The following is a 23315-nucleotide window of genomic DNA, read 5'->3' as shown; positions in this document are numbered from 1 at the left end:
ATCTTGTTAACGCCGCTTCAGGGCCCCTAACGTCATCCGGACGCCGGCATCGGTGAGAGTTCAAAGGTGAACGTTAGGTAGCCCATATGTTGACAATCCTCGGCTTTGCCATGATCGCGACCTTCCTGGTCCTGATCATGACGAAGAAGATGTCGCCGATCGCGGCGCTGGTCCTGATCCCCGCCCTGTTCTGCGTGGCCGTCGGACAGGGCGCACAGCTCGGCGACTACGTCATCGAAGGGGTCGGCACCCTCGCGCCGACTGCGGCGATGCTGATGTTCGCCATCGTCTACTTCGGCGTGATGATCGACGTCGGCCTCTTCGACCCGATCGTCCGGGGCATCCTGCGCTTCTGCAAGGCCGACCCGATGCGGATCGTCGTCGGTACGGCGCTGCTCGCCGCGATCGTCTCGCTGGACGGTGACGGTTCCACCACCTTCATGATCACGGTCTCGGCGATGTATCCGCTCTACAAGCGGCTGAAGATGAGCCTGGTCGTGATGACCGGTGTCGCCGCCACCGCGAACGGGGTCATGAACACCCTGCCCTGGGGCGGCCCCACCGCCCGCGCGGCCACCGCGCTGAAGGTCGACGCGGCCGACATCTTCGTCCCGATGATCCCGGCTCTCGCCGTCGGCCTCCTCGCCGTGATCCTCCTCGCCTTCGTCCTGGGCCGTCGCGAGCGCAAGCGGCTCGGCATGCTCACGCTCGACGAGGCGCTGGTGACCGAGACCGTCCTCGTCGGTGCGGGCGGCGGCGACCGGCTCACGAAGGCCCCGAACGGCGGTGGCACCGGCAGCGGCACCGGCAGCGGCACCAGCACCGGCAGCGGCACCAGCACCGGCGGCGTGGACGACGACGAGGAGGAGGAGGAGTTCAAGGGCCTCGACCCCAACCGGTCCACGCTCCGCCCCAAGCTCTACTGGTTCAACGCCGGCCTCACCGTCGCCCTGCTGGCCGCGATGATCCTGGAGCTCATGCCGATCCCGGTGCTCTTCCTGCTCGGCGCGGCCCTCGCCCTCACCGTCAACTTCCCGCACATGCCCGACCAGCGCGCCAGGATCGCGGCCCACGCGGACAACGTGCTCAACGTCTCCGGCATGGTCTTCGCCGCGGCCGTCTTCACCGGCGTGCTCACCGGCACCGGTATGGTCGAACACATGGCGGACTGGCTCGTCGGGGCGATCCCCGACGGAATGGGCCCGCACATGGCCGTCGTCACCGGTCTGCTGAGCCTCCCCCTCACGTACTTCATGTCCAACGACGGCTTCTACTTCGGAGTGCTGCCCGTGCTTGCCGAGGCCGGCGCCGCCCACGGCGTCTCCCCCCTGGAGATCGCTCGCGCCTCCATCGCGGGACAGCCGCTGCACATGTCGTCCCCGCTCGTGCCCGCCGTGTACGTCCTGGTCGGCATGGCCAAGGTCGAGTTCGGCGACCACACCCGGTTCACGGTCAAGTGGGCCGTGCTCACCTCGCTGGTGGTCCTCGGCGCCGGAATCCTCTTCGGGATCATCTGATGCCTCCGCGACCGCGGCCCGGCAGGGGCTGGCTGCTGCGCCTCGTCATCGCCTTCGCCTTCGCGCAGGGGGCGGTGTCGATGGCGCGGCCCGCCGTCTCCTACCGGGCGCTCTCGCTGGGTGCCGACGAGCGCGCGATCGGCGTCATCGCCGGTGTGTACGCGCTCCTGCCGCTGTTCGCCGCGGTGCCGCTGGGCCGGCGGACCGATCACGGCCGCTGCGCGCCGCTGCTGCCCGTCGGTGTCCTGCTGATCGGCGCCGGCTGCGCGCTCAGCGGAGCCGCCGGCTCCCTCGCGGCGCTGGCGGCGTGGAGCGGGGTCATGGGCCTCGGGCACCTCTGCTTCGTGATCGGCGCGCAGTCGCTCGTCGCCCGGCAGTCGGCCCCCGCCGACCAGGACCGCAACTTCGGCCACTTCACGATCGGCGCTTCCCTCGGCCAGCTCGTCGGCCCGATCGCCGCGGGCTACCTCATCTCCGAGCGGGACGGCGCGATGGCCCGTACGAGCGCCCTCGCCCTGCTCGTCTCGGCGGTCGTCGCCGCCGTCTCCCTCACCTCGCTGTGGCGCATCGAGCACCGGAAGACCGCCGGACCGCCCCGGACATCGGCCGACAAGGTGCCGGTCGGCAGCATCCTGCGTACCCGGGGGGTCCCGGCCGGCATCTTCATCAGCCTCGCCGTGCTCAGTGCCACCGACATCCTCACCGCCTATCTGCCGGTCGTCGGGGAACACCGCGGCATCGCGCCCGCCACCGTAGGCCTGCTGCTCAGCCTGCGGGCCGCCGCGACCATCGCATGCCGGCTCGTCATGGCACCGATGCTGCGCCGGGTGGGAAGGACCGCCCTGCTCTCCACGACCTGCCTGCTCGGCGGCCTGCTCTGTGCGGCCATCGCCCTGCCCGTCCCGGTGTGGGGGCTGGCCGTCGTGCTGGCGGTGCTGGGCTTCTGCCTGGGTGTCGGCCAGCCGCTCTCCATGACCACCGTCGTCCAGGCGGCCCCTGCGGCGGCCCGCTCCACCGCGCTCGCCCTCAGGCTCACCGGTAACCGGCTCGGCCAGGTCGCGGCTCCCGCCTCGGCCGGGCTGATCGCCGGGGTCGCGGGCACGGCGGCCCCGTTCGTGATGCTGGGCGCGCTGCTCGTCGGTGCGGCCGGACTCGGTCTGCGGGGCGGCGGGCCGAGGGCGACGGCGGATCCGGCAGCCGAGGAGCCCGAGCCCCGCGCCGAACGCCCCCGCGCCGAACGCCCCCGCGCCGAACACCCCTGTGCCGAACGCCCCTGTGCCGAGCGGGACTCCCCCTGACACGAGGCGGCCGACGCCTCCTTCCAGGGCCGGGTCCCGACCGCTCCGGGACGCCCCGGACGCCGGCGTCCGACGTCGCCGTGGTCCGCGCGTGATCTGTGTCTCCGGCCGTTCCCTGGCGCCGAAAAACTAACAGCGCTAGTTTGGGCCGGGACGGCATCCGTCCGTACGCCGCACGGCTTCGGCGGCAGGCACAGCGAGCCCGGGAGGGACAGCCATGAAGGCGCATGACGGGATGTACATCGGCGGGGAGTGGCGGCCCGCCTCCGGCCGGGACACGATCGCGGTCGTGAACCCGGCGGACGAACAGGTCATCGGTCACGTCCCGGCGGGCACCGCCGAGGACGTCGACGCCGCGGTGCGTGCCGCACGTGCCGCGTTCCCCGGCTGGGCGGCCACCCCGCCCGCCGAGCGCGCCGAGAGGATCGCCGCCCTGCGCGACGTGCTCGCCGCACGCAAGGACGAGATCGCCGAGACCGTCACCGCCGAGCTCGGCTCGCCGCTGCCGCTGTCCCGGACGGTGCACGCGGGCGTACCGGTGCTGGTCGCCGGTTCGTACGCCGAGCTGGCCGCCTCGTACTCCTTCGAGGAGAAGCTCGGCAACTCCACCGTCCTGCTGGAGCCCGTCGGCGTCGTCGGCGCGATCACGCCCTGGAACTACCCGCTCCACCAGATCGTCGCCAAGGTGGCGCCCGCGCTGGCCGCCGGCTGCACCGTCGTCCTCAAGCCCGCCGAGGACACCCCGCTCACCGCTCAGCTCTTCGCCGAGGCCACCCAGGAAGCGGGGCTCCCGGCCGGCGTCTTCAACCTCGTCACCGGCATCGGGGCGGTCGCCGGCCAGGCGCTCGCCGGGCACGAGGACGTCGACCTGGTCTCCTTCACCGGATCCACGGCCGTCGGCAAGCGGATCGGGGCCACCGCGGGAGCGGCGGTCAAGCGCGTCGCGCTGGAGCTCGGCGGCAAGTCCGCCAACGTGATCCTGCCCGGCGCCGACCTCGCCAGGGCCGTCAACGTGGGCGTGGCCAACGTGATGTCCAACTCCGGGCAGACGTGCAGCGCCTGGACCCGCATGCTGGTCGACGCCGAGCGGTACGAGGAGGCCGTGGGCCTCGCCACCGCGGCCGTCGCCAAGTACGTACCCGGGGAGCGCGTCGGCCCCGTCGTCAACGCCAAGCAGCAGGCCCGGGTCCGGGGTTACATCGAGAAGGGCATCGAGGAGGGCGCCCGCCTCGTCGCGGGAGGCCCCGAGGCGCCCAGGGACCAGGGCTACTACGTCCGCCCCACGGTCTTCGCCGACGTCACGCCCGGCATGACCATCGCGCGGGAGGAGATCTTCGGCCCGGTGCTCTCGATCCTGCGGTACGAGGACGTGGACGACGCCCTGCGCATCGCCAACGACACCGTGTACGGGCTCGCCGGCGCCGTCTGGGGCGCCGACGACGAGGAGGCCGTGGCCTTCGCCCGCCGCATGGACACCGGGCAGGTCGACATCAACGGCGGACGCTTCAACCCCCTGGCGCCCTTCGGTGGTTACAAGCAGTCCGGGGTGGGCCGAGAGCTCGGCCCGCACGGCCTCTCCGAGTACCTCCAGACCAAGTCCCTCCAGTTCTGAGCCTCTCCGACCCACCGAGGAGTCTGTTCGTGGTCCGCGCCGCTGTACTGCCCGCCGTCGGAGCTCCTTTGGAGATCACCGACATCGAACTCCCGGAACCCGGCCCCGGCCAGGTGAGCATCGGTCTCGCCGCCGCCGGCGTCTGCCACTCCGACCTGTCCCTGACCAACGGCACCATGCGGCTGCCCGTGCCCGCCGTCCTCGGCCACGAGGGGGCGGGCACGGTGCTCGCCGTCGGTGACGGGGTCACCCACGTCGCCGCGGGCGACCCGGTGGTCCTCAACTGGGCGCCGTCCTGCGGAGCCTGCTTCCACTGCGGGATCGGCGAGGTGTGGCTCTGCGCGGACGCGCTCAAGGGCGCGGCGAACATCCACGCCCGTACGGCCGACGGCACCGAGCTCCACCCGGGCCTCAACGTCGCGGCCTTCGCCCAGGAGACCGTCGTCGCCGCCAACTGCGTGCTGCCCGCCCCCGCCGGCATCCCGCTCACCGACGCCGCGCTGCTCGGCTGCGCGGTACTGACCGGATACGGGGCGGTGCACCACTGCGCCCGGGTCCGCGAGGGCGAGAGCGTCGTCGTCTTCGGCATCGGCGGGGTCGGCCTCGCCGTCCTGCAGGCCGCCCGTATCGCCGGTGCGTCGAAGATCATCGCCGTGGACGTGTCACCGGAGAAGGAGGAGCTCGCCCGCCGGGCCGGTGCCACCGACTACGTCGTCGCCTCCGACACCACACCGCGCGCGGTCCGCAAGCTCACCGGGGGCCAGGGCGCGGACGTCGCGGTGGAGTGCGTGGGGCGGCCCGCCACGATCCGCGGCGCCTGGGAGTCCACCCGCCGCGGCGGCCGCACCACGGTCGTGGGCATCGGTGGCAAGGACCAGCAGGTGACGTTCAACGCCCTGGAGATCTTCCACTGGGGCCGCTCCCTCACCGGCTGCGTCTACGGCAACAGCGACCCGGCCCGCGACCTGCCGGTGCTCGCCGAACACATCCGCGCCGGACGGTTCGACCTCTCCATGCTGGTGACGGAGCGGATCGCGCTGGACGGCATCCCGGCGGCCTTCGAGAACATGATCGCGGGCAAGGGCGGGCGCGCGCTGGTCGTGTTCTAGCGTCTCGCGCGAGGAGGTCCGTCCAGATCCGGCGGCTCAGGTCCGGTCGGCCGGCACCTGCTGGGCGCCGGCCGGCGGATCCCCGGCCGCCTGGTCACGCCGTGCGCGGGACCGGGAGACCGCGACCCCGGCCAGGCAGAGCAGCCCGCCTGCGACGGTGAGCAGCGCGGGGACCTCGTCGAGCAGCAGCCAGGACATCAGCACCACCAGCGCGGGTACCGCGTACGTCGTCGCGCCCATCCGGCCCGCGGTGGTCCTGGCCAGGGCGTAGGCCCAGGTGGTGAAGGCCAGCGCGGTCGGGAACACGCCGAGATAGATCATGTTGAGCGTGGCGGACACAGGGGCGTCGGCCGCCTCGGAGACCAGCACCCCGGTGAACGGCAGGCAGGCGACCGTACCGATCAGACAGCCGAACGTGGTGATCTGGAGCGGGGATCCGTGCCGCAGCGCGGGCTTCTGGATGACCACCCCGCCCGCGTACGACACGGCGGCCAGCAGACACAGGAGTACGCCGAGAACCGAGGAACTCCCGTGGCCCGACATGGAGAGACCGACGACGACCGCGCCCGCGAACGAGACCGCCATGCCCGTCACGAGCCGGCGCGGCAGCGCCTCACCGAGCAGCCGGGCACCCAGCAGCGCCATCAGGATCGGCCCGACGTTCACGACCATGGCCGCCGTGCCCGCGTCGACCTGCTGCTCACCCCAGTTGAGTACGACCATGTAGAGCCCGAACCAGAGCAGCCCGGACCCGATGATGCCCGGCCACGCCGCCCGCGACGGCAGCCCCTCGCGCCGTACGAGCAGGATCGCTCCGAGTGTCAGCGTGCCCGCGAGGAGCCGGCCCAGTGCCAGTGCCCCCGGTGAGTACGACTCGCCCGCGCTGCGGATGGAGACGAATGCGGAGGCCCACAGGATGACCGTGGTGCACGCGGCGGCCGGAGCGCGCCAGTCGCGTCCGGGGGTGGCAGGCGAGGCGGGGTGCGCTGCCGGTGGCGGTGTCGTCGTCATGGTCATGACGATAAGCCGTGAGCTGTCCGGGCCCCACCCAATTGTCAGCTCGCGTCAATCGTCGCCGGCTCGATGCCCGGATGCGCCGACGGGGCGCGCGGCACGGCGAGCCGGGGCGCGGCCGAGAGCGTGCGGTGTCGTTCGGGCCATGGGCCCAGTATGCGTCAGGCACCGTTCGGCGCGGGCCGAACCGTGCGGCCGGCGGCCCTCTGCTCGTACTGGATCGTGAGGCCGTCCAGCAGTGCGCGCAGCCCGGTCTCGAAAGCGCCCTCGTCGACCTGGTGGCGGCGGTCGGCCAGCAGATGGGCCTGGCCGAGGTGGGGATAGTCGGCGGGGTCGTACGCCGTCTCGTCGTCGACGAATCCGCGGGCGAAGGAGCCGAGCGCGGACCCGGTGATGAAGTAGCGCATCAGAGCGCCGATGTAGGTGGCCTGGGCGGGCGGCCAGCCGGCCCGGACCATGGCGCCGAAGACCGCGTCGGCGACCCGCAGCCCGGCCGGGCGGCGGCCGGGCCCCTGGGCGAGCACCGGGACGATGTGCGGGTGCGCGGCGAGCGCCGCACGGTAGGAGACGGCCCAGTCGTGCAGGGCGGCGGACCAGCCGCGCTGGTCGGCCTCCTCGAACATCGACAGGTCGACCTGCGCGGACACGGCGTCGGCGACCGCGTCCAGGATCTCGTCCTTGTTCCGGAAGTGGTTGTAGAGCGAGGGTCCGCTGACCCCCAGCTCGGCGGCGAGGCGGCGGGTGGAGACGGCGTCCAGCCCTTCGGCGTCGACGAGCGCGCCCGCCGCCTCGATGATGCGGTCTCTGCTGAGGAGGGGCTTGCGCGGTCGGGCCATGCGGCACATAGTAGGGCCTGCAAGCCTAAAACTAGCAGTGCTAATTTATAGTGGGGTGGCGCAGGATGAACCTGGAGCTGAGTGAGGAGCAGGACGCCGTCCGGCAGCTCGCCGAGGACTTCGTGGCACGGGAGATCACCCCGCATGTCGTCGAGTGGGACCGTGCCGAGAGTGTCGACAAGTCGATCGTCAAGAAGCTGGGAGCCCTCGGCTTCCTGGGGCTGACGATCCCGGAGGAGTACGGCGGTTCCGGTGGCGACCATCTCGCCTACTGCCTGGTGACCGAGGAGCTCGGCCGCGGTGACTCCTCGGTGCGCGGCATCGTGTCCGTCTCGCTCGGCCTGGTCGCCAAGACCGTCGCGTCCTGGGGCAGCGAGGAGCAGAAGCAGCGGTGGCTGCCGGAGCTCACCGCCGGCGAGGCCGTCGGCTGCTTCGGTCTCACCGAGCCGGGCACCGGCTCCGACGCCGGGAACCTGACCACCAGGGCCGTGCGGGAGGGCGACGCCTACGTCATCAACGGCTCCAAGATGTTCATCACCAACGGCACCTGGGCCGATGTGGTCCTGCTGTTCGCCCGCACGAACGACACCCCGGGCCACCGGGGCGTCTCCGCCTTCCTGGTGCCGGCCGACACCCCCGGCCTCACCCGGCGCACCGTCCACGGCAAGCTCGGGCTGCGCGGCCAGGCCACGGCCGAACTGGTGCTGGAGGACGTCCGGGTGCCCGCCTCCGCCCTCCTGGGCCCCGAGGGCAAGGGCTTCTCCATCGCCATGTCCGCCCTGGCCAAGGGCCGGATGTCGGTCGCGGCCGGCTGTGTCGGTATCGCCCAGGCCGCCCTGGACGCCGCCGTGCGCTACGCGGGCGAGCGTGAGCAGTTCGGCAAGTCCATCGCGAGCTATCAGCTCGTCCAGGAGCTCATCAGCGACATCTCCGTGGACGTCGACGCCGCCCGCATGCTGACCTGGCGCGTCGCCGACCTCGTCGACCGCGGCCAGGACTTCGCCACCGCCGCATCCACCGCGAAGCTCTTCGCGTCCGAGGCCGCTGTCCGCGCCGCGAACAACGCCCTGCAGGTGTTCGGCGGTTACGGCTACATCGATGAGTATCCCGTCGGCAAACTGGTCAGGGATGCCCGTGTGATGACCCTGTACGAGGGCACCAGCCAGATCCAGAAACTGATCATCGGCCGGGCGCTGACGGGGGTCTCCGCCTTCTGAGCCCGCCGCCCGAACTCATGAGTACCGGCTGAGTACGCCGACGGATACCCGCGTACACCACAGCCGCCCATGCTGTGCGACATGAGTGAGACACCATCGGTCAAGCAGCAGAACACCACCGCCTTCTACGGACAGGCCGTCCTCTCCTTCGGGGTGGCGTCGGGCGCGGTGGCGCTCGGCATCTTCTTCCTCGACGCCGACGCCTGGGTGCGGGCTTTCCTCGCCATCGGCGTGCTCTATCTCGTCACCTCGTGCTTCACCCTCGCCAAGGTCATCAGGGACCGGCAGGAGGCGGGGCAGATCGTCAGCCGGGTCGACCAGGCCAGGCTGGAGAAGATCCTCGCCGAGCACGACCCCTTCCAGAAGCTCTGACGTCTCACCCGCCGAGCGATCTAAGCGCTTGCTCAGGTTCGCGGTATGGTGTTCGTCCTGCCAGCGGAAAGGGGCATGTGGCGATGAGCACGGCGGAGGAGACCGACGGCGACAGCGCGCCGTGGAGCGAGGTCACGCCCGAGGCGGCGAGGCGGCTGCTCGTCGCGGCCGTCGAGGCCTTCGCCGAACGGGGCTACCACGCGACCACCACCCGCGACATCGCCGGCCGTGCCGGGATGAGTCCGGCCGCGCTCTACATCCACTACAAGACCAAGGAGGAGCTGCTCCACCGGATCAGCAGGATCGGTCACGACCGCGCCCTGCTCCTGCTGGAGACGGCCGCCGACAAGGACGGCACGGCGGCCGAGCGGCTCGCGGACGCGGTCCGGTCCTTCGTCAGCTGGCACGCCGAGCGGCACACCACGGCCCGGGTCGTGCAGTACGAGCTGGAGGCGCTCGGCGAGGAGCACCGCGCCGAGATCGTCGGCCTGCGCAGGAGGAGTGACGCCGCGGTGCGCCGGATCATCGGCGACGGCGTCCGGGCGGGCGAGTTCGACGTACCCGACGTCCCGGGCACCACGCTCGCCGTGCTGTCGCTGTGCATCGACGTGGCGCGCTGGTTCAACGCGCAGGGCAGCCGGACGCCCGAGGAGGTCGGCACCCTCTACGCGGACCTCGTCCTGCGCATGGTGGGCGCCCAGAAGTGACGGCGGGTGCGCCGGGCGCCCACGCCGGCCCGGCGCACCACGTACGTACCCGGACCGGCGTCCCCGCTCAGAAGTAGTAGCGCGAGACCGACTCCGCGACGCAGGCCGGCTTGTCGCCGCCCTCGCGCTCGACCGTGACGAGAGCGGTCACCTGCACGCCGCCGCCCGCCTCCTCGACGCTCTTGAGTACCGCCGTGGCCCGCAGGCGCGAGCCCACCGGGACGGTCGACGGGAAGCGGACCTTGTTGGTCCCGTAGTTGATGCCCATCTTGGCGCCCTCGACCCGCAGGACCTGCGGGACGAGCACCGGCAGCAGCGACAGGGTCAGATAACCGTGCGCGATCGTCGTTCCGAAGGGGCCGTTCGCGGAGCGCTCCGGGTCCACATGGATCCACTGGTGGTCACCCGTGGCCTCGGCGAACTGGTCGATCCTCTTCTGCTCGATCTCCAGCCAGTCGCTGTGACCGAGCTCCTCGCCCACCCCGTCCCGCAGCTCCTGTGCGGACGTGAAGATCTTCGGCTCTGCCATGTTCCTGGTCCCTGCCTTCCGGGCTGTCGGTCGCCCCTCACGGGCAATGTCTAAGCGCTTGCTCAGCATGGGTGGGTCATGCCTCCCTGTCAACGACGGACCGGCCGGGTTTTCGAAGAAGCGGTAGCGGCCGAGGCGTGGCCACTAGGGTTGGGGGAGTGCCACAGATCCCGCAGACCTACCAAGAACTCACCGTCGGCCAGCTCTCCGCCCGTAGTGGCGCCGCGGTGTCCGCCCTGCACTTCTACGAGACCAAGGGCCTGATCAGCAGTCGACGCACCAGCGGCAACCAGCGCCGCTACACCAGGGAGGCGCTGCGCCGGGTGGCGTTCGTCCGCGCGGCGCAGCGGGTGGGTATTCCGCTCGCCACGATCCGGGAGGCGCTGGCCGAGCTGCCGGAGGAGCGCACGCCGAACCGTGAGGACTGGGCCAGGCTCTCCCAGGCGTGGCGCTCGGAGCTGGACGACCGCATCAAACAGCTGGGGCGACTGCGCGACCATCTCACCGACTGCATCGGATGCGGTTGCCTGTCACTGGAGACCTGCGTGCTGTCCAACCCCGACGACGTCTTCGGTGACCGGATGGCCGGGTCGCGTCTGATGCCCGAGCTGGGCGGGGCCGACCCCTCCTGAGCGCGCCCCCGCCGGTCGCCCGGCCACCCGCGGCCGGCCCCTCAGGCCGCTGACGCCGTCAGGTCCCCCGTCCGTGCTCGTCCGGCCCTGGCCAGCGCGCCCGCCGTCAGGACCGGCCGGGGGACCACGATGCCGCAGCCGGTGCACACCGGACCGGACCGGGGCTCGCGGTCCAGGTCCTGCCGCCAGACGATGCCCGTGCCCGTACAGACCGGGCACGCGGCGCCCGGGTTCGCGCCCAGGGCCGCGATCAGCCGTCCCAGGACCTCGGCCAGGGGTGCGCTGGGGTGGATGCCCGGGTCCTCGCAGTGGGCGATCCCGTTGCCGCCCCAGGTCCGCCGGTGCCAGTCGTCGAAGGTGCCGGGCCGGCGCAGCCCGTCGTGTTTCTCACGGCGCCTCCGCTCGGCGAAGCCCGCCTCGTACGCGAGCCAGACGGCCCGCGCCTCCTCCAGTTCCTCCAGGGCGCGGATCAGGCGTATCGGTTCAGGTGCCCGGTCCTCGGGCTCGATACCGTGCCGGGCACACAGGTGATCCCAGGTCGCCCGGTGGCCGTAGGGGGCGAACCGCTCCAGGCATTTGCGCAGCGAGTACCGCCGCAAGGCCAGATCGCCCCGTGGATCGCGGACCTGTCTCGCAAGACTCCGGAAACCGGCCATGGCACTGCCACCTCCGTCGCTCGTTCTTCGGCGTCAAGGGATGGACGTACGACTGCCCGATCTGGCTCCATCCAAGGGCGAAATGTGTCCACGGGCTGAGACGGGCCGTGCGGGAGCGCCTGTGAGCGTGTGGTGATCCGTCAAAAGTGACCGAGGTTCATCTTACCGGCGCGGCGTACCGCCAGTAACCTCCGGCGCATCGGCCACCCGGAGGAACACGCATGCCCCCACGCACCCGCACGCTCTCAGCCGCCACAGTCGCGGCCGTCCTCGCCCTCGGCACGTCCCTGCTCGCCTCGGCGCCCGGCGCCGGAGCGGCGGAGCCGGAGCCGTTCGCCGTCACCGATCACTGCGGGAACCGGTGCGCGGACATCCTGCCGCCCGGCGAGAACGGCAACGCCACCCTCGTCGAGATCCTCGGCAACAAGGCATTCGGCACGCACCCCGCGCACAGCGACGACCAGCTCGACCGCTACGACGGCCTGGTCGCGGGGCACACGGGCCTCACCGACCAGAAACTGACCGACTTCTTCAACGACGCCTCCTTCGGGGTCGCCGCCGACCAGGTCGAGTCGGTGACCAGGCCCCGCGAGGACGTCACGATCACCCGGGACAAGAAGAGCGGTGTGCCCCACATCAAGGGCACGACCCGCTACGGCACCGAGTTCGGCGCCGGGTTCGCCGCCGGACAGGACCGGCTGTGGCTGATGGACCTCTTCCGGCACATCGGTCGCGGACAGTTGACCTCCTTCGCCGGCGGAGCACTGGCCAACCAGGGTCTGGAGCAACAGTTCTGGCCACAGGCCCCGTACACCGAGGCGGATCTCGAGGCCCAGGTCGAACGGATCAGGACCACCGAGGGCGCACGCGGTGAGCAGGCGATGGCCGACGCCCAGGCCTACGTCGACGGGATCAACGCCTACCGCGAGAAGTCCAAACAGGGCCGCTACTTCCCGGGCGAGTACGTCCTCACCGGGAAGATCGACTCCCTCACGAACATCGGCGAGATCCAGCCGTTCAAGCTGACCGACCTGATCTCGATCGCCTCCGTCGTCGGCGGTCAGTTCGGCGGGGGCGGCGGCGGCGAGGTCCAGGCCGCGCTGTCGCTGCTCGCCGCCCAGCAGAAGTACGGCGTCCAGGAGGGCACCCGCGTCTGGGAGTCCTTCCGCCAGCGCAACGATCCCGAGGCCGTCCTCACCGTCCACGACGGCACCTCGTTCCCCTACGCGGGCAAGCCCGACAAGGCCCGGGGCACCGCCCTTCCCGACGCGGACTCCGTCACCCCGGAACCGCTGATATACGACCGCACCGGCTCGGCGGGCACGGACAGGAAGGCCCCCGTCGACGCGCCGGACGCGCTCGCGCCGCTCCAGGGGATGTACGACGACGGCGTCATCCCGGAGGGGGCGCTGCCCGGATCGGGTGACGGCGCCCAAAAGCGCGGGATGTCCAACGCCCTCCTGGTGTCCGGCAAGCACACCGCGAGCGGCAACCCGGTCGCCGTCATGGGCCCCCAGACCGGGTACTTCGCCCCGCAGCTGATGATGCTCCAGGAACTCCAGGGCCCCGGTATCAGCGCCCGCGGCGTCTCCTTCGCCGGAGTCGGCATGTACATCCAGATGGGCCGTGGCCAGGACTACGCCTGGAGCGCCACCTCGGCGGCGCAGGACATCACCGACACGTACGCCGTCGAGCTCTGCGAACCCGGCGGTTCGGCCCCCACCAAGGACTCCACGCACTACCGGAACGACGGCGCCTGCACGGCCATGGAGAAGCTCGAGCGCGTCAACTCCTGGAAGCCCACCGTCGCCGACTCCACGGCCAAGGGCTCCTACCGGATGCAGGTGTGGCGCACCGACTACGGCATCGTCACCCACCGCGCCACGGTGGACGGCAAGCCCGTCGCGTACACCTCGCTGCGCACCACCTACCGGCACGAGGCCGACTCGATCATCGGCTTCCAACTGCTCAACGACCCGGCGTACGTGACGGACGCGGCCTCCTTCCAGCAGGCGGCGAGCCATATCGACTACGCCTTCAACTGGTTCTACGCGGACTCGCGCACCACGGCCTACTACAACAGCGGCATGAACCCCGTGCGCGCGCCCGGGGTGGACGCGGCGCTGCCGGTCAAGGCCGAGAAGGCGTACGAGTGGCAGGGCTACGACCCGGCTGCCAACACCACCGACCACACCCCGTTCGCCGAACACCCGCACTCCAGCGGCCAGGACTACTACATCTCCTGGAACAACCGTCAGGCCCAGGACTACTCCACCGCCGCGTTCGGCTTCGGCGCCGTGCACCGGGGTGACCTGCTGGACGACCGGGTGGCCGAACTGGTCGAGGAGGGCGGCGTGACCCGCTCCTCCCTCACCCGAGCGATGGCGGACGCGGCCCTCACCGACCTGCGGGGCGAACAGCTGCTTCCCGAGCTCCTGAAGGTGCTGCGCTCCCAGCCGGTCACCGACCCCGAGCTGAAGGCGGTGGTCCAGCAGCTGGATTCCTGGCGGGCGGCCGGGGCGCAGCGCAAGGAGACCAGCTCCGGATCGCACACGTATACGCACGCCGACGCGGTACGGATCATGGACGCGTGGTGGCCAAAGCTGGTCGAGGCGGAGTTCCGTCCGGGCCTCGGTGACGACCTCTACACGGCGTTCACCGCGAGCCTGGCCACCGACGAGTCCCCGGCCGCCAGTCACGGGCCGAGCGGCGCGCACAGCGGCTCCGCCTTCCAGTACGGCTGGTGGGGCTTCGTCGACAAGGACCTGCGCAAGGTCCTCGGGCAGCCCGTCGAGGGGCCGCTGGCGAAGACGTACTGCGGAGGTGGCGACCTGAGCGCCTGCCGGGCCGCGCTGCTCGCCACCCTGAGGGAGGCGGTGGCCACACCGGCCACCGAGGTCTACCCGGGTGACGACACCTGCGAGGCCGGTGAGCAGTGGTGCACCGACGCGATCATCCACCGCCCGCTGGGCGGGATCTCGCAGAAGTCCATCCACTGGCAGAACCGGCCCACCTACCAGCTGGTCGTGGAATTCCCCTCGCACCGGTAGCCGACCGGAGCGGCCCGGGCCCGGCCACCGGACAACGCGTGGCCGGGTCCTGCGGGCACGGATACGGTGAGGGACGTTCGTGTCCCCGGGCGAACTGGACCTCACCACCCGGGCGTCGCCGTGCCCGCGCCCACACCCTCCAATGCCCGCGCCGACGTCCGTGGCCGGCACGGCCGGCACCGAGGCGCGAGGTCAGCCGCGGTACAGCAGGTACGACCGCCGCACCGCACGGAACGCCGCGAGGTCCGCCTCCCAGGCGCCCACCACCTCGTCCGTGTCCGCGCCCGCGTCGATCATCGTGCGGACCCGGGTGTTGCCCGTGAGCTTGTCGATCCAGTTGTCCGCCCGCCAGGCGAATCCGCTCCATGTCCGCTTCGCCGTGACCAGCAGCGCGATCCCGGTGCGTACGGGGTCGAAGGCATCCCGGTCCTGGACGTGTACCTGTACCCCGCCGACCGTCTTCCCCTGGAACTTCGAGAACGTCGGCGCGAAGTACGCCTCACGGAACGCCACACCCGGCAGCTCCAGCGCGTTCGCCGCCGCCGCCCACCGGTGGTCGATCCCCTCCGCGCCCAGTAGTTCGAAGGGGCGGGTGGTGCCCCGGCCTTCGGAGAGGTTCGTGCCCTCGAACAGGCAGGTGCCCGGGTAGACCAGCGCCGTGTCGGGCGTCGGCATGTTCGGGCTCGGCGGCACCCACGGCAGGCCCGTCGTGTCGAAGAAGTCCGCCCGCCGCCACCCGGACATCTTCACGACGTCCAGCTCCACCGGCCCGGACGCCAGGAACCGCGCGTTGAACAGCAGCGCCAGCTCCGCCACCGTCATCCCGTGCGCCTGGGAGATCTCCCGCCGCCCCACGAACGTCGCGAACGCCGGGTCCAGCACCGGCCCCGACGCGGCCCGCCCCGTCACCGGGTTCGGCCGGTCGAGGACGACGAACCGTTTGCCCGCGAGCGCCGCCGCCTGCATGCAGTCGTACAGGGTCCAGATGTACGTGTAGAAGCGGGCGCCCGCGTCCTGGATGTCGAAGACCACCGTGTCCACACCGGACGTGGTGAAGATGTCGGCCAGCGGCTGCCCGCTCTTCAGGTACGTGTCGTAGACCGGCAGCCCGGTCGCCGGGTCGTCGTACCGCCCCTCCGAGCCGCCCGCCTGCGCGGTCCCCCGGAAGCCGTGCTCGGGGCCGAAGACGGCCGTCAGGTTCACCCGCTCGTCCGGATGCATGACGTCGACGACGTGCTCGACGTCGGAGGTGATCCCGGTGGGGTTGGTGACGATGCCGACCTTCTGACCGGCCAGCAGCCGGTAACCGTCGGACGCCAGCCGCTCGAAGCCGGTGCGGACCCGGGCGCGCCCGCCGGGCCCCCGGCCTGCGGCCGCGGCCGTCCCGGGTCCCGCGGTGGTCGCCGCGAGAGCTCCCATCGCGCCGCCGACGGCCAGCACACCACGTCTGGACAGGGTCATTCCGCTACCTCCATGATCGCGCCGACAGTCATGGCCACGCACGCTAGCGCGGGCGCGGTCCGCGCGGAACGGCCGGGACCGGGCAGATTCCCAGTCCTGCCCCCCACCCCTTCCCCGATCACATACCGACTGGTTAGTCTGCTGGGGAAGACGGCTGAGAGAGGCGGGACCGATGAGTACGGTGCGGGGCGCTGGCGTAGTGGTGACAGGAGCCGGAGGCGGCATCGGGGCCGCCCTGGCCCGCAGATTCGCCGCCGAGGGCGCGCGGGTCGTGGTCAACGACCTCGACGCCGACCGGATCAAGCCGCTCGCCGAGGAGATCGGCGGCACCGTCGTGGCCGGCGACGCCTCCGGCATCGTGGACGCCGCCCGTGACGCGCTCGACGGCACGGTGGACATCTACTGCGCCAACGCCGGACTCGCCTCGGGCGGAGACGCCTTCGCCGAGGAGGACGTCTGGGCCAGGGCCTGGGACGTCAACGTCATGGCGCACGTCCGCGCGGCCAAGGCGCTCCTGCCGGACTGGCTGGAGCGCGGCAGCGGGCGCTTCGTCTCCACCGCGTCCGCGGCCGGGCTGCTGACGATGATCGGTGCCGCGCCGTACAGCGTCACCAAGCACGGTGCGGTCGCCTTCGCCGAGTGGCTCTCGCTGACCTACCGGCACCGGGGCGTCAAGGTCCACACGATCTGCCCCCAGGGGGTGCGTACGGACATGCTCACGGCGGCCGGCTCCGCGGGCGACCTGGTGCTCGCGCCCACCGCCATCGAGCCGGAGGCCGTCGCCGACGCCCTGTTCGACGCGATGGAGCAGGACCGCTTCCTCGTCCTGCCGCACCCGGAGGTGGCCGGCTACTACCGCGCCCGCGCCAAGGACCCCGACCAGTGGATCGGCAACATGAATCACCTGCAGCAGAAGTGGGAGGGGGCCGGCGCATGACCGACTCGATCTACGCGGCGAAGCCCTGGACCGCCTTGCTCAGCGAGGCCCAGCTCGCCCCCGTCCATCCGGCCGAGACCGTGGTGCACGCCTTCCGCGAGGCCGTCGGGCGGGCCCCGGACCACACGGCACTCGCCTACTTCGACGGGCGTCTCAGCTACCGGGAGACCGACGAGCTGTCCGACTCCGTGGCGGGACACCTCGCCGCCGAGGGGCTGCGGCGCGGAGACCGGGTCGCGATCATGCTGCAGAACACCCCGCACTTCGTCCTCGCGCTGCTCGGGGCCTGGAAGGCCGGCGCGACCGTCGTCCCGCTCAACCCGATGTACAAGTCCGGCGAGGTCGGGCACGTGCTGAAGGACGCCGAGGTCACCGCGCTGATCTGCTCGGACCGGATCTGGGAGTCGTATCTGCGGGCCACCGCCGAGGCGGCTGTGAGCGTGAGGATCGCCGTCACGGCCTGTGAGCTCGACCTCCAGTCGGCCGACGACCCGCGCGTGCTCGGCTTCGAGCGGCTCCCCGCGCCCGGCCCCGACGCGTGGGCCCGCGACCTGGTGGCCGTGGCCCGGCGAGGCCTCGCCGCCCCCGGGGACCGGGAACTCACCGCCGCCGACACCGCCCTGATCAGCTACACCTCCGGGACGAGCGGCACCCCCAAGGGGGCCATGAACTCCCAGGGCAACATCATGATCAACGCCGAGCGTCAGCGGGCCGGCCACCCGATCGGCGAGGGCGCGGCCTACTTCGCGCTGGCCCCGCTCTTCCACATCACCGGCATGGTGTGCCAGCTCGCCGCCTGCGTCGCCAACGCGGGCACCCTGGTCCTGGCCTACCGCTTCGAGGCGAGCGTCGTCCTGGAAGCCTTCGCGGAGCACCGCCCGGCCTACACCGTGGGCCCGTCGACCGCCTTCATGGCGCTCGCCGCGCACCCGGACGTCACCCGGAAGCACTTCGCCTCCTTCGAGGTGATCTCCTCGGGCGGTGCGCCGCTGCCGCCGGCCCTGGTCGAGAAGTTCCGGGCGGACTTCGGCCCGTACATCCGCAACGGCTACGGACTCACCGAGTGCACCGCGCCCTGCGCCGCCGTGCCGCCGGAGCACGAGGCGCCCGTCGACCCCGTGTCCGGGACCCTCTCCGTCGGTGTGCCCGGCCCCGACACCCTGGTCAGGATCATCGACGAGAAGGGCGACGACGTCCCCTTCGGTGAGCAGGGCGAGATCGCCGTGCGGGGGCCGCAGGTCGTCTCCGGCTACTGGAACCTGCCCGAGGCCACCGAAGCCGCTTTCCCGGACGGGGAACTGCGCACCGGGGACATCGGATTCATGGACACCGCGGGCTGGCTCTACGTCGTGGACCGTAAGAAGGACATGATCAACGCCTCCGGCTTCAAGGTGTGGCCCCGGGAGGTCGAGGATGTCCTCTACACCCATCCGGCGGTCCGTGAGGCGGCCGTCGTGGGTGTCCCCGACGCCTACCGGGGGGAGACCGTCCGGGCCTACGTCAGCCTGCGGCCGGGCGCCGGGACGGAACCCGGCGAGCTCAGCGCGTACTGCAAGGAACGGCTGGCCGCCTACAAGTACCCGCGCGAAGTGGAGATCCTGACCGAACTCCCGAAGACGGCGAGTGGGAAGATCCTCAGGCGAGAACTGCGTTCCCCCCGTTAGAACAGTTCACGCGCGGTACGAGAGGGCAGGTGGCGGCAATGGCCAAGGCGACGGACGAGAACGGTACGCCCGTGCCCCAGAGGCTGCTGGCCGCCGCCACCCGGCTCTTCGCGGAACAGGGCTACGACCGCACCTCCGTCCAGGAGATCGTCGAGGCGGCGGGTGTCACCAAAGGGGCGCTCTACCACTACTTCGGCTCCAAGGAGGACCTCCTCCAGGAGGTCTACGCCCGCGTGCTGCGGCTCCAGCAGGAGCGCCTCGACGCCTATGCGAACGCCGAGGCGCCGATCGAGCGGCGACTGCGTGACGCGGCGGCGGACGTCGTCGTCACGACCATCGACAACCTCGACGACGCCTCGATCTTCTTCCGCTCCATGCACCATCTGAGCCCGGAGAAGAACAAGCAGGTCAGGATGGAGCGCCGCCGGTACCACGAGCGTTTCCGGGCCCTGGTCGAGGAGGGGCAGCGGGCGGGTGTGTTCTCCACGGCCACCCCGGCCGACCTGGTCGTCGACTACCACTTCGGATCGGTCCACCACCTGTCCACGTGGTACAGCCCTGACGGCCCGCTCAGCCAGCAGGAGGTCGCGGACCATCTGGCCGACCTGCTGCTGCGGGCCCTGCGCCCCTGACGCCCCGGCAGTCCCCGAGCCTGGTTCCTCCCGCACGGCGGACTCGGCCGCGAACCGGTCCAGCGGTGTGCCGAAATCGTCGGCCATGTCGCGTTCGACCCCGCCAAGAGGCCCGGCCCCGGCGCGCGAGGTGCCTGAGCAGGTAGGACACCGCGTACGAGCGCCCCGGCGCTCGCCCGGCCACCGAGCGCTCCGGCACACGCGGAGGCCGGCCCGACCCGGGGTGTCCGATGAGCGGACGCCGTTGTCCGAATTCCACTCTTGACGGTGCTCGGTCACTTACTCGAGCATCGGGGGCGCACTTCCCGCCCCACCGCTCCAGGCCCCGGTCGTGCACGGCCGGGGACCCCCGCACGTTCCGTCAGTCCCCGAACGGAATCCGGAGCCCTTCATGAGACCTGCCCGACGCAGACTCCTGCCCGCCGCCGTGATCGCCGGCGCGGCGCTGCTGGCGACCGCCGCGCCGGCCGTCGAGGCCGCGCCCGTAGCCGTCGCCGCGGCCCCCGACATCCCGCTCGCCAACGTCAAGGCGCACCTCACCCAACTCCAGTCGATCGCCACCGCCAACGGCGGCAACCGGGCCCACGGCAGGGCCGGTTACAAGGCGTCCGTCGACTACGTGAAGGCCAGACTGGACGCCGCCGGATACACCACGACGCTCCAGCAGTTCACCTCCGGCGGCGCCACCGGGTACAACCTGATCGCCGACTGGCCGGGAGGTGACCCGAACCAGGTCCTCATGGCCGGATCCCACCTCGACTCGGTGTCCTCCGGCGCGGGCATCAACGACAACGGCTCCGGATCGGCCGCCGTGCTGGAGACCGCTCTCGCCGTCTCCCGCGCCGGGCTCGCACCGGACAAGCACCTGCGCTTCGCCTGGTGGGGCGCCGAGGAGCTGGGGCTCGTCGGCTCGAAGTACTACGTCAACAACCTGGCCACCACCGAGCGTTCCAAGCTCTCCGGCTACCTCAACTTCGACATGATCGCCTCGCCCAACCCCGGCTACTTCGTCTATGACGACGACCCGGTCATCGAGCGGACCTTCAAGGACCACTTCGCCGGCCTGTCAGTACCCACGGAGATCGAGACCGAGGGCGACGGCCGCTCCGACCACGCGCCGTTCAAGAGCGCGGGCGTGCCCGTGGGAGGCCTGTTCACGGGGGCGAGCAACACCAAGTCCAGTGCCCAGGCCCAGAAGTGGGGCGGGACGGCGGGCCAGGCCTTCGACCGCTGCTACCACTCCTCGTGCGACACGACGGCGAACATCGACGACACCGCCCTGGACCGCAACAGCGACGCGGTGGCCCACGCGATATGGACCCTGTCCGCCGGGACGGTCACCCCGCCCACCGGGACCGTCTTCAGCAACGCCGACAACGTCTCCGTGCCGGACAACGGATCCGCCGTGACCTCCTCCGTCGCGGTCACAGGCCGTACGGGCAACGCCCCGTCCGCACTCAAGGTCGGGGTCGACATCAAGCACACCTACCGCGGTGACCTCGTCGTCGACCTGCTCGCACCCGACGGGAGCGCGTACCGGCTGAAGAACTCCAGCGGCAGTGACTCGGCCGACAACGTGATCACGACGTACACCGTCAACGCGTCGGGGGAGACCGCGAACGGGACCTGGAAGCTCCAGGTCCGGGACGTCGCCGCACAGGACACCGGCTACGTCGACAGCTGGCAGCTCACCTTCTGACCCGCCGGGGAGGCGGCCGGCGCGGCGCCTCCCCGCTCACGGGCTCAGAGGTACTTCTTGATCTCGCGCCGCGCCAGCGACCGCTGGTGCACCTCGTCCGGTCCGTCCGCGAGCCGCAGGGTCCGGGCCGACGACCAGAGTTCCGCCAGCGGGAAGTCCTGGCTCACACCACCGGCGCCGTACAGCTGCACCGCCTGGTCGAGGATGTCGCAGACCGCGCGCGGGGTGGCGATCTTGATCGCCTGGATCTCGGTGTGCGCGCCCCGGTTGCCCACCGTGTCCATCAGCCAGGCGGTCTTCAGGACCAGCAGCCGCAGCTGCTCCACCGTCACCCGGGCGTCCGCGATCCAGTTCTGTACGACGCCCTGCTGGGCCAGCGGTTTGCCGAAGGCCGTACGGGCCACGGCCCGCTTGCACATGAGCTCGATCGCGCGCTCGGCCATCCCGATCAGCCGCATGCAGTGGTGGATCCGGCCCGGTCCCAGCCGCGCCTGGGCGATGGCGAAACCGCCGCCCTCCTCACCGATCAGGTTCGCGGCGGGCACGCGTACGTCGGTGAAGACGACCTCGGCATGGCCGCCGTGCGAGTGGTCCTCGTAGCCGTACACCCGCATCGCGCGGCGCACCTCCAGGCCCGGGGTGCCGCGAGGGACGAGGATCATGGACTGCTGGCGGCGGATGTCCTCACCGTCCGGGTCCGTCTTCCCCATCACGATGAAGATCGCGCAGTCCGGGTTCATCGCCCCGGAGATGTACCACTTGCGCCCGTTGATGACGTAGTCGTCGCCCTCCCGGGTGATCCTGGTCTCGATGTTCGTCGCGTCCGACGACGCCACGTCGGGCTCCGTCATCGCGAACGCCGAACGGATCTCCCCGGCGAGCAGCGGCTCCAGCCACTGCTTCTTCTGCGCCTCGGAGCCGAACTGGGACAGCACCTCCATGTTCCCGGTGTCCGGGGCCGCGCAGTTCAGCGCCGTCGGCGCCAGGTGCGGGCTGCGGCCGGTGATCTCGGCCAGCGGGGCGTACTGGAGGTTCGTCAGCCCGGCACCGTACTCCGCGTCGGGCAGGAAGAGGTTCCACAGGCCCTGGGTGCGCGCCTCCGCCTTCAGGTCCTCCATGACCTCCGGGGTGTCCCACGGAGAGGCCAGCCGCGCGCGCTGCTCCTCGGCGACCTCCTCGGCGGGGTACACGTGCTCGTCCATGAACGTGAGCAGCCTGGTGCGCAGCTCTTCGGTGCGGGCGTCGAATGCGAAGTCCACGGGGGATCAGCCTTCCTGGAGGGTGGTGAGGCCGTGCGCGATGAAGACCGGGACCAGGTCGCCGATGCGGTCGAAGCCGGCACCGACGGTCTGGCCCAGGGTGTAGCGGTAGTGGATGCCCTCGAGGATCACGGCGAGCTTGAACCAGGCGAAGGCCGTGTACCAGGAGATGGCGGAGGTGTCGCGGCCCGAACGGGCGGCGTAGCGCTCGATCAGCTCGGCGGGTGCGGGGTGGCCCGCGGCGCCGCTCGTGGTGGAGACCGGCGACTCGGGCAGGTCCAGGTCGGAGCTGTACATCACCAGCAGACCGAGGTCGGTGAGCGGGTCGCCGAGGGTGGACATCTCCCAGTCCAGGACGGCCTTGATCCGGTCGTCCTGACCGATCAGGACGTTGTCCAGGCGGTAGTCACCATGCACGACGGTGGGCGCGGGGGAGACAGGCAGCTGCCGGCCGAGCGCCGCGTGCAGCTCGTCGATGCCGGCGAGCTCACGGTTGCGGGAGGCGTCCAGCTGCTTGCCCCAGCGCCGGAGCTGCCGGTCCAGGAAGCCGTCCGGACGCCCGAAGTCGCCGAGGCCGACGGCCGCCGGATCCACGGCGTGCAGATCCACCAGGGTGTCGACGAGCCCCAGCACGACGGCCCGGGTGCGCTCGGCGCCCAGCGGGGAGAGCTGCTCGGCCGTGCGGTAGGGGGTCCCCTCGACGTACTCCATGACGTAGAACGGTGAGCCGATCACCGCGTCGTCCTCGCAGAGAAGGAGAGTCTCCGGCACCGGGACCGCCGTGGAGTGCAGGGCGCTGATCACCCGGTGCTCGCGCTTCATGTCGTGCGCGGTGGCGAGCACATGGCCCAGCGGGGGTCTGCGCACGACCCACTTCCCGGAGCCGTCGGTGACGACGTAGGTGAGGTTCGAGCGGCCGCCCTCGACGACCCGGGCGTCGAGCGGTCCGTTCACCAGCCCCGGCCGCTCACGGTCGAGATGGCCGCGCAGCAGGTCGAGATCGAGACCTGGCGGGTGGACTGGGCTCATGGGGCGCACCTCCGGGACGTTGAACGGTCGGGACCATGATGCCGACCAGTCGGTATGTCGTCCAGTGTCCTCCCGGAATCCGCGG

At 71.3% G+C, this 23315-nt stretch carries 20 protein-coding genes; 13 read left to right on the top strand and 7 right to left on the bottom strand.

Going from position 1 to position 23315, the window contains the following annotated elements:
- The first annotated feature begins 86 nt into the window (after positions 1-86).
- The 4 genes from ACFYSH_RS24660 to ACFYSH_RS24645 all read left to right on the top strand — a co-directional run bounded on the left by ACFYSH_RS24660 (position 87) and on the right by ACFYSH_RS24645 (position 5536).
- Positions 87-1517, top strand: coding sequence for a CitMHS family transporter (locus tag ACFYSH_RS24660; RefSeq protein ID WP_388755251.1), 1431 nt, complete (start codon positions 87-89; stop codon positions 1515-1517).
- Positions 1517-2815, top strand: coding sequence for an MFS transporter (locus ACFYSH_RS24655; RefSeq protein ID WP_388755248.1), 1299 nt, complete (start codon positions 1517-1519; stop codon positions 2813-2815). The genes ACFYSH_RS24660 and ACFYSH_RS24655 overlap by 1 nt, the downstream gene beginning before the upstream one ends.
- A gap of 217 nt (positions 2816-3032) precedes the next feature.
- Positions 3033-4427: an aldehyde dehydrogenase family protein gene (locus tag ACFYSH_RS24650; RefSeq protein WP_388755245.1), complete on the top strand. Its 1395-nt coding sequence runs from the start codon at positions 3033-3035 to the stop codon at positions 4425-4427.
- A 29-nt stretch (positions 4428-4456) separates the two neighbouring features.
- Positions 4457-5536, top strand: a complete 1080-nt coding sequence (locus ACFYSH_RS24645) for a Zn-dependent alcohol dehydrogenase (RefSeq protein ID WP_359471015.1) — start codon at positions 4457-4459, stop codon at positions 5534-5536.
- A 36-nt stretch (positions 5537-5572) separates the two neighbouring features.
- Here ACFYSH_RS24645 and ACFYSH_RS24640 read toward each other — a convergent pair whose 3' ends face one another.
- A complete protein-coding gene (locus tag ACFYSH_RS24640) occupies positions 5573-6547 on the bottom strand; it encodes a DMT family transporter (protein ID WP_388755241.1) in 975 nt (324 codons plus the stop codon).
- A gap of 164 nt (positions 6548-6711) precedes the next feature.
- Positions 6712-7386, bottom strand: coding sequence for a TetR/AcrR family transcriptional regulator (locus ACFYSH_RS24635; protein ID WP_388755238.1), 675 nt, complete (start codon positions 7384-7386; stop codon positions 6712-6714).
- Between the two features lie 65 nt (positions 7387-7451).
- Here ACFYSH_RS24635 and ACFYSH_RS24630 point away from each other — a divergent pair, with 65 nt between their 5' ends.
- The 3 genes from ACFYSH_RS24630 (at position 7452) to ACFYSH_RS24620 (ending at position 9682) form a co-directional block, all read left to right on the top strand.
- Positions 7452-8603, top strand: coding sequence for an acyl-CoA dehydrogenase family protein (locus tag ACFYSH_RS24630; protein ID WP_359471021.1), 1152 nt, complete (start codon positions 7452-7454; stop codon positions 8601-8603).
- Between the two features lie 81 nt (positions 8604-8684).
- Positions 8685-8975, top strand: a complete 291-nt coding sequence (locus ACFYSH_RS24625; RefSeq protein ID WP_359471023.1) for a YiaA/YiaB family inner membrane protein — start codon at positions 8685-8687, stop codon at positions 8973-8975.
- Positions 8976-9058: 83 nt separating this feature from the next.
- Positions 9059-9682, top strand: coding sequence for a TetR/AcrR family transcriptional regulator (locus tag ACFYSH_RS24620; RefSeq protein WP_359471025.1), 624 nt, complete (start codon positions 9059-9061; stop codon positions 9680-9682).
- 67 nt (positions 9683-9749) lie between these two features.
- Here the strand turns inward: ACFYSH_RS24620 and ACFYSH_RS24615 are convergent, their stop codons facing one another.
- A complete protein-coding gene (locus tag ACFYSH_RS24615) occupies positions 9750-10211 on the bottom strand; it encodes a MaoC family dehydratase (protein WP_359471028.1) in 462 nt (153 codons plus the stop codon).
- Between the two features lie 158 nt (positions 10212-10369).
- Here ACFYSH_RS24615 and soxR point away from each other — a divergent pair, with 158 nt between their 5' ends.
- Positions 10370-10843 (top strand): redox-sensitive transcriptional activator SoxR, encoded by a 474-nt coding sequence (gene soxR, locus ACFYSH_RS24610; protein ID WP_359471030.1) that lies wholly within the window; start codon positions 10370-10372, stop codon positions 10841-10843.
- A 41-nt stretch (positions 10844-10884) separates the two neighbouring features.
- Here soxR and ACFYSH_RS24605 read toward each other — a convergent pair whose 3' ends face one another.
- Positions 10885-11499 carry a hypothetical protein gene (locus tag ACFYSH_RS24605; RefSeq protein WP_359471032.1) on the bottom strand — a complete coding sequence of 205 codons (615 nt, stop codon included), beginning with the start codon at positions 11497-11499 and terminating at the stop codon, positions 10885-10887.
- Positions 11500-11720: 221 nt separating this feature from the next.
- Here ACFYSH_RS24605 and ACFYSH_RS24600 point away from each other — a divergent pair, with 221 nt between their 5' ends.
- Positions 11721-14549 (top strand): penicillin acylase family protein, encoded by a 2829-nt coding sequence (locus ACFYSH_RS24600; RefSeq protein WP_388755232.1) that lies wholly within the window; start codon positions 11721-11723, stop codon positions 14547-14549.
- 192 nt (positions 14550-14741) lie between these two features.
- On the opposite strand, the gene ACFYSH_RS24595 is transcribed toward ACFYSH_RS24600, so the two are convergent.
- Positions 14742-16010: a DUF1343 domain-containing protein gene (locus ACFYSH_RS24595; RefSeq protein ID WP_359471036.1), complete on the bottom strand. Its 1269-nt coding sequence runs from the start codon at positions 16008-16010 to the stop codon at positions 14742-14744.
- Positions 16011-16182: 172 nt separating this feature from the next.
- Here ACFYSH_RS24595 and ACFYSH_RS24590 point away from each other — a divergent pair, with 172 nt between their 5' ends.
- The 4 genes from ACFYSH_RS24590 to ACFYSH_RS24575 all read left to right on the top strand — a co-directional run bounded on the left by ACFYSH_RS24590 (position 16183) and on the right by ACFYSH_RS24575 (position 20942).
- Positions 16183-16947 (top strand): SDR family oxidoreductase, encoded by a 765-nt coding sequence (locus tag ACFYSH_RS24590; protein WP_359471039.1) that lies wholly within the window; start codon positions 16183-16185, stop codon positions 16945-16947.
- Complete coding sequence (locus tag ACFYSH_RS24585) at positions 16944-18611, top strand: AMP-binding protein (RefSeq protein WP_388755228.1); 1668 nt, start codon at positions 16944-16946, stop codon at positions 18609-18611. Before ACFYSH_RS24590 ends, ACFYSH_RS24585 begins: the two co-directional genes overlap by 4 nt.
- A 38-nt stretch (positions 18612-18649) precedes the next feature.
- Positions 18650-19243: a TetR/AcrR family transcriptional regulator gene (locus ACFYSH_RS24580; protein ID WP_359471043.1), complete on the top strand. Its 594-nt coding sequence runs from the start codon at positions 18650-18652 to the stop codon at positions 19241-19243.
- A gap of 391 nt (positions 19244-19634) precedes the next feature.
- Complete coding sequence (locus tag ACFYSH_RS24575; protein ID WP_359471045.1) at positions 19635-20942, top strand: M28 family metallopeptidase; 1308 nt, start codon at positions 19635-19637, stop codon at positions 20940-20942.
- A 44-nt stretch (positions 20943-20986) separates the two neighbouring features.
- On the opposite strand, the gene ACFYSH_RS24570 is transcribed toward ACFYSH_RS24575, so the two are convergent.
- Both ACFYSH_RS24570 and ACFYSH_RS24565 read right to left on the bottom strand, forming a co-directional pair.
- Complete coding sequence (locus tag ACFYSH_RS24570) at positions 20987-22201, bottom strand: acyl-CoA dehydrogenase family protein (protein ID WP_359471047.1); 1215 nt, start codon at positions 22199-22201, stop codon at positions 20987-20989.
- A gap of 6 nt (positions 22202-22207) precedes the next feature.
- Positions 22208-23230 carry a phosphotransferase family protein gene (locus ACFYSH_RS24565; RefSeq protein ID WP_359471049.1) on the bottom strand — a complete coding sequence of 341 codons (1023 nt, stop codon included), beginning with the start codon at positions 23228-23230 and terminating at the stop codon, positions 22208-22210.
- Positions 23231-23315 lie beyond the last annotated feature (85 nt).

This window comes from Streptomyces sp. NPDC005791, assembly GCF_042871485.1.
Taxonomy (GTDB): domain Bacteria; phylum Actinomycetota; class Actinomycetes; order Streptomycetales; family Streptomycetaceae; genus Streptomyces.
The sequence above is the reverse complement of the archived record's forward strand: the minus strand, read 5'-3'. Positions and strand labels throughout refer to the sequence as shown.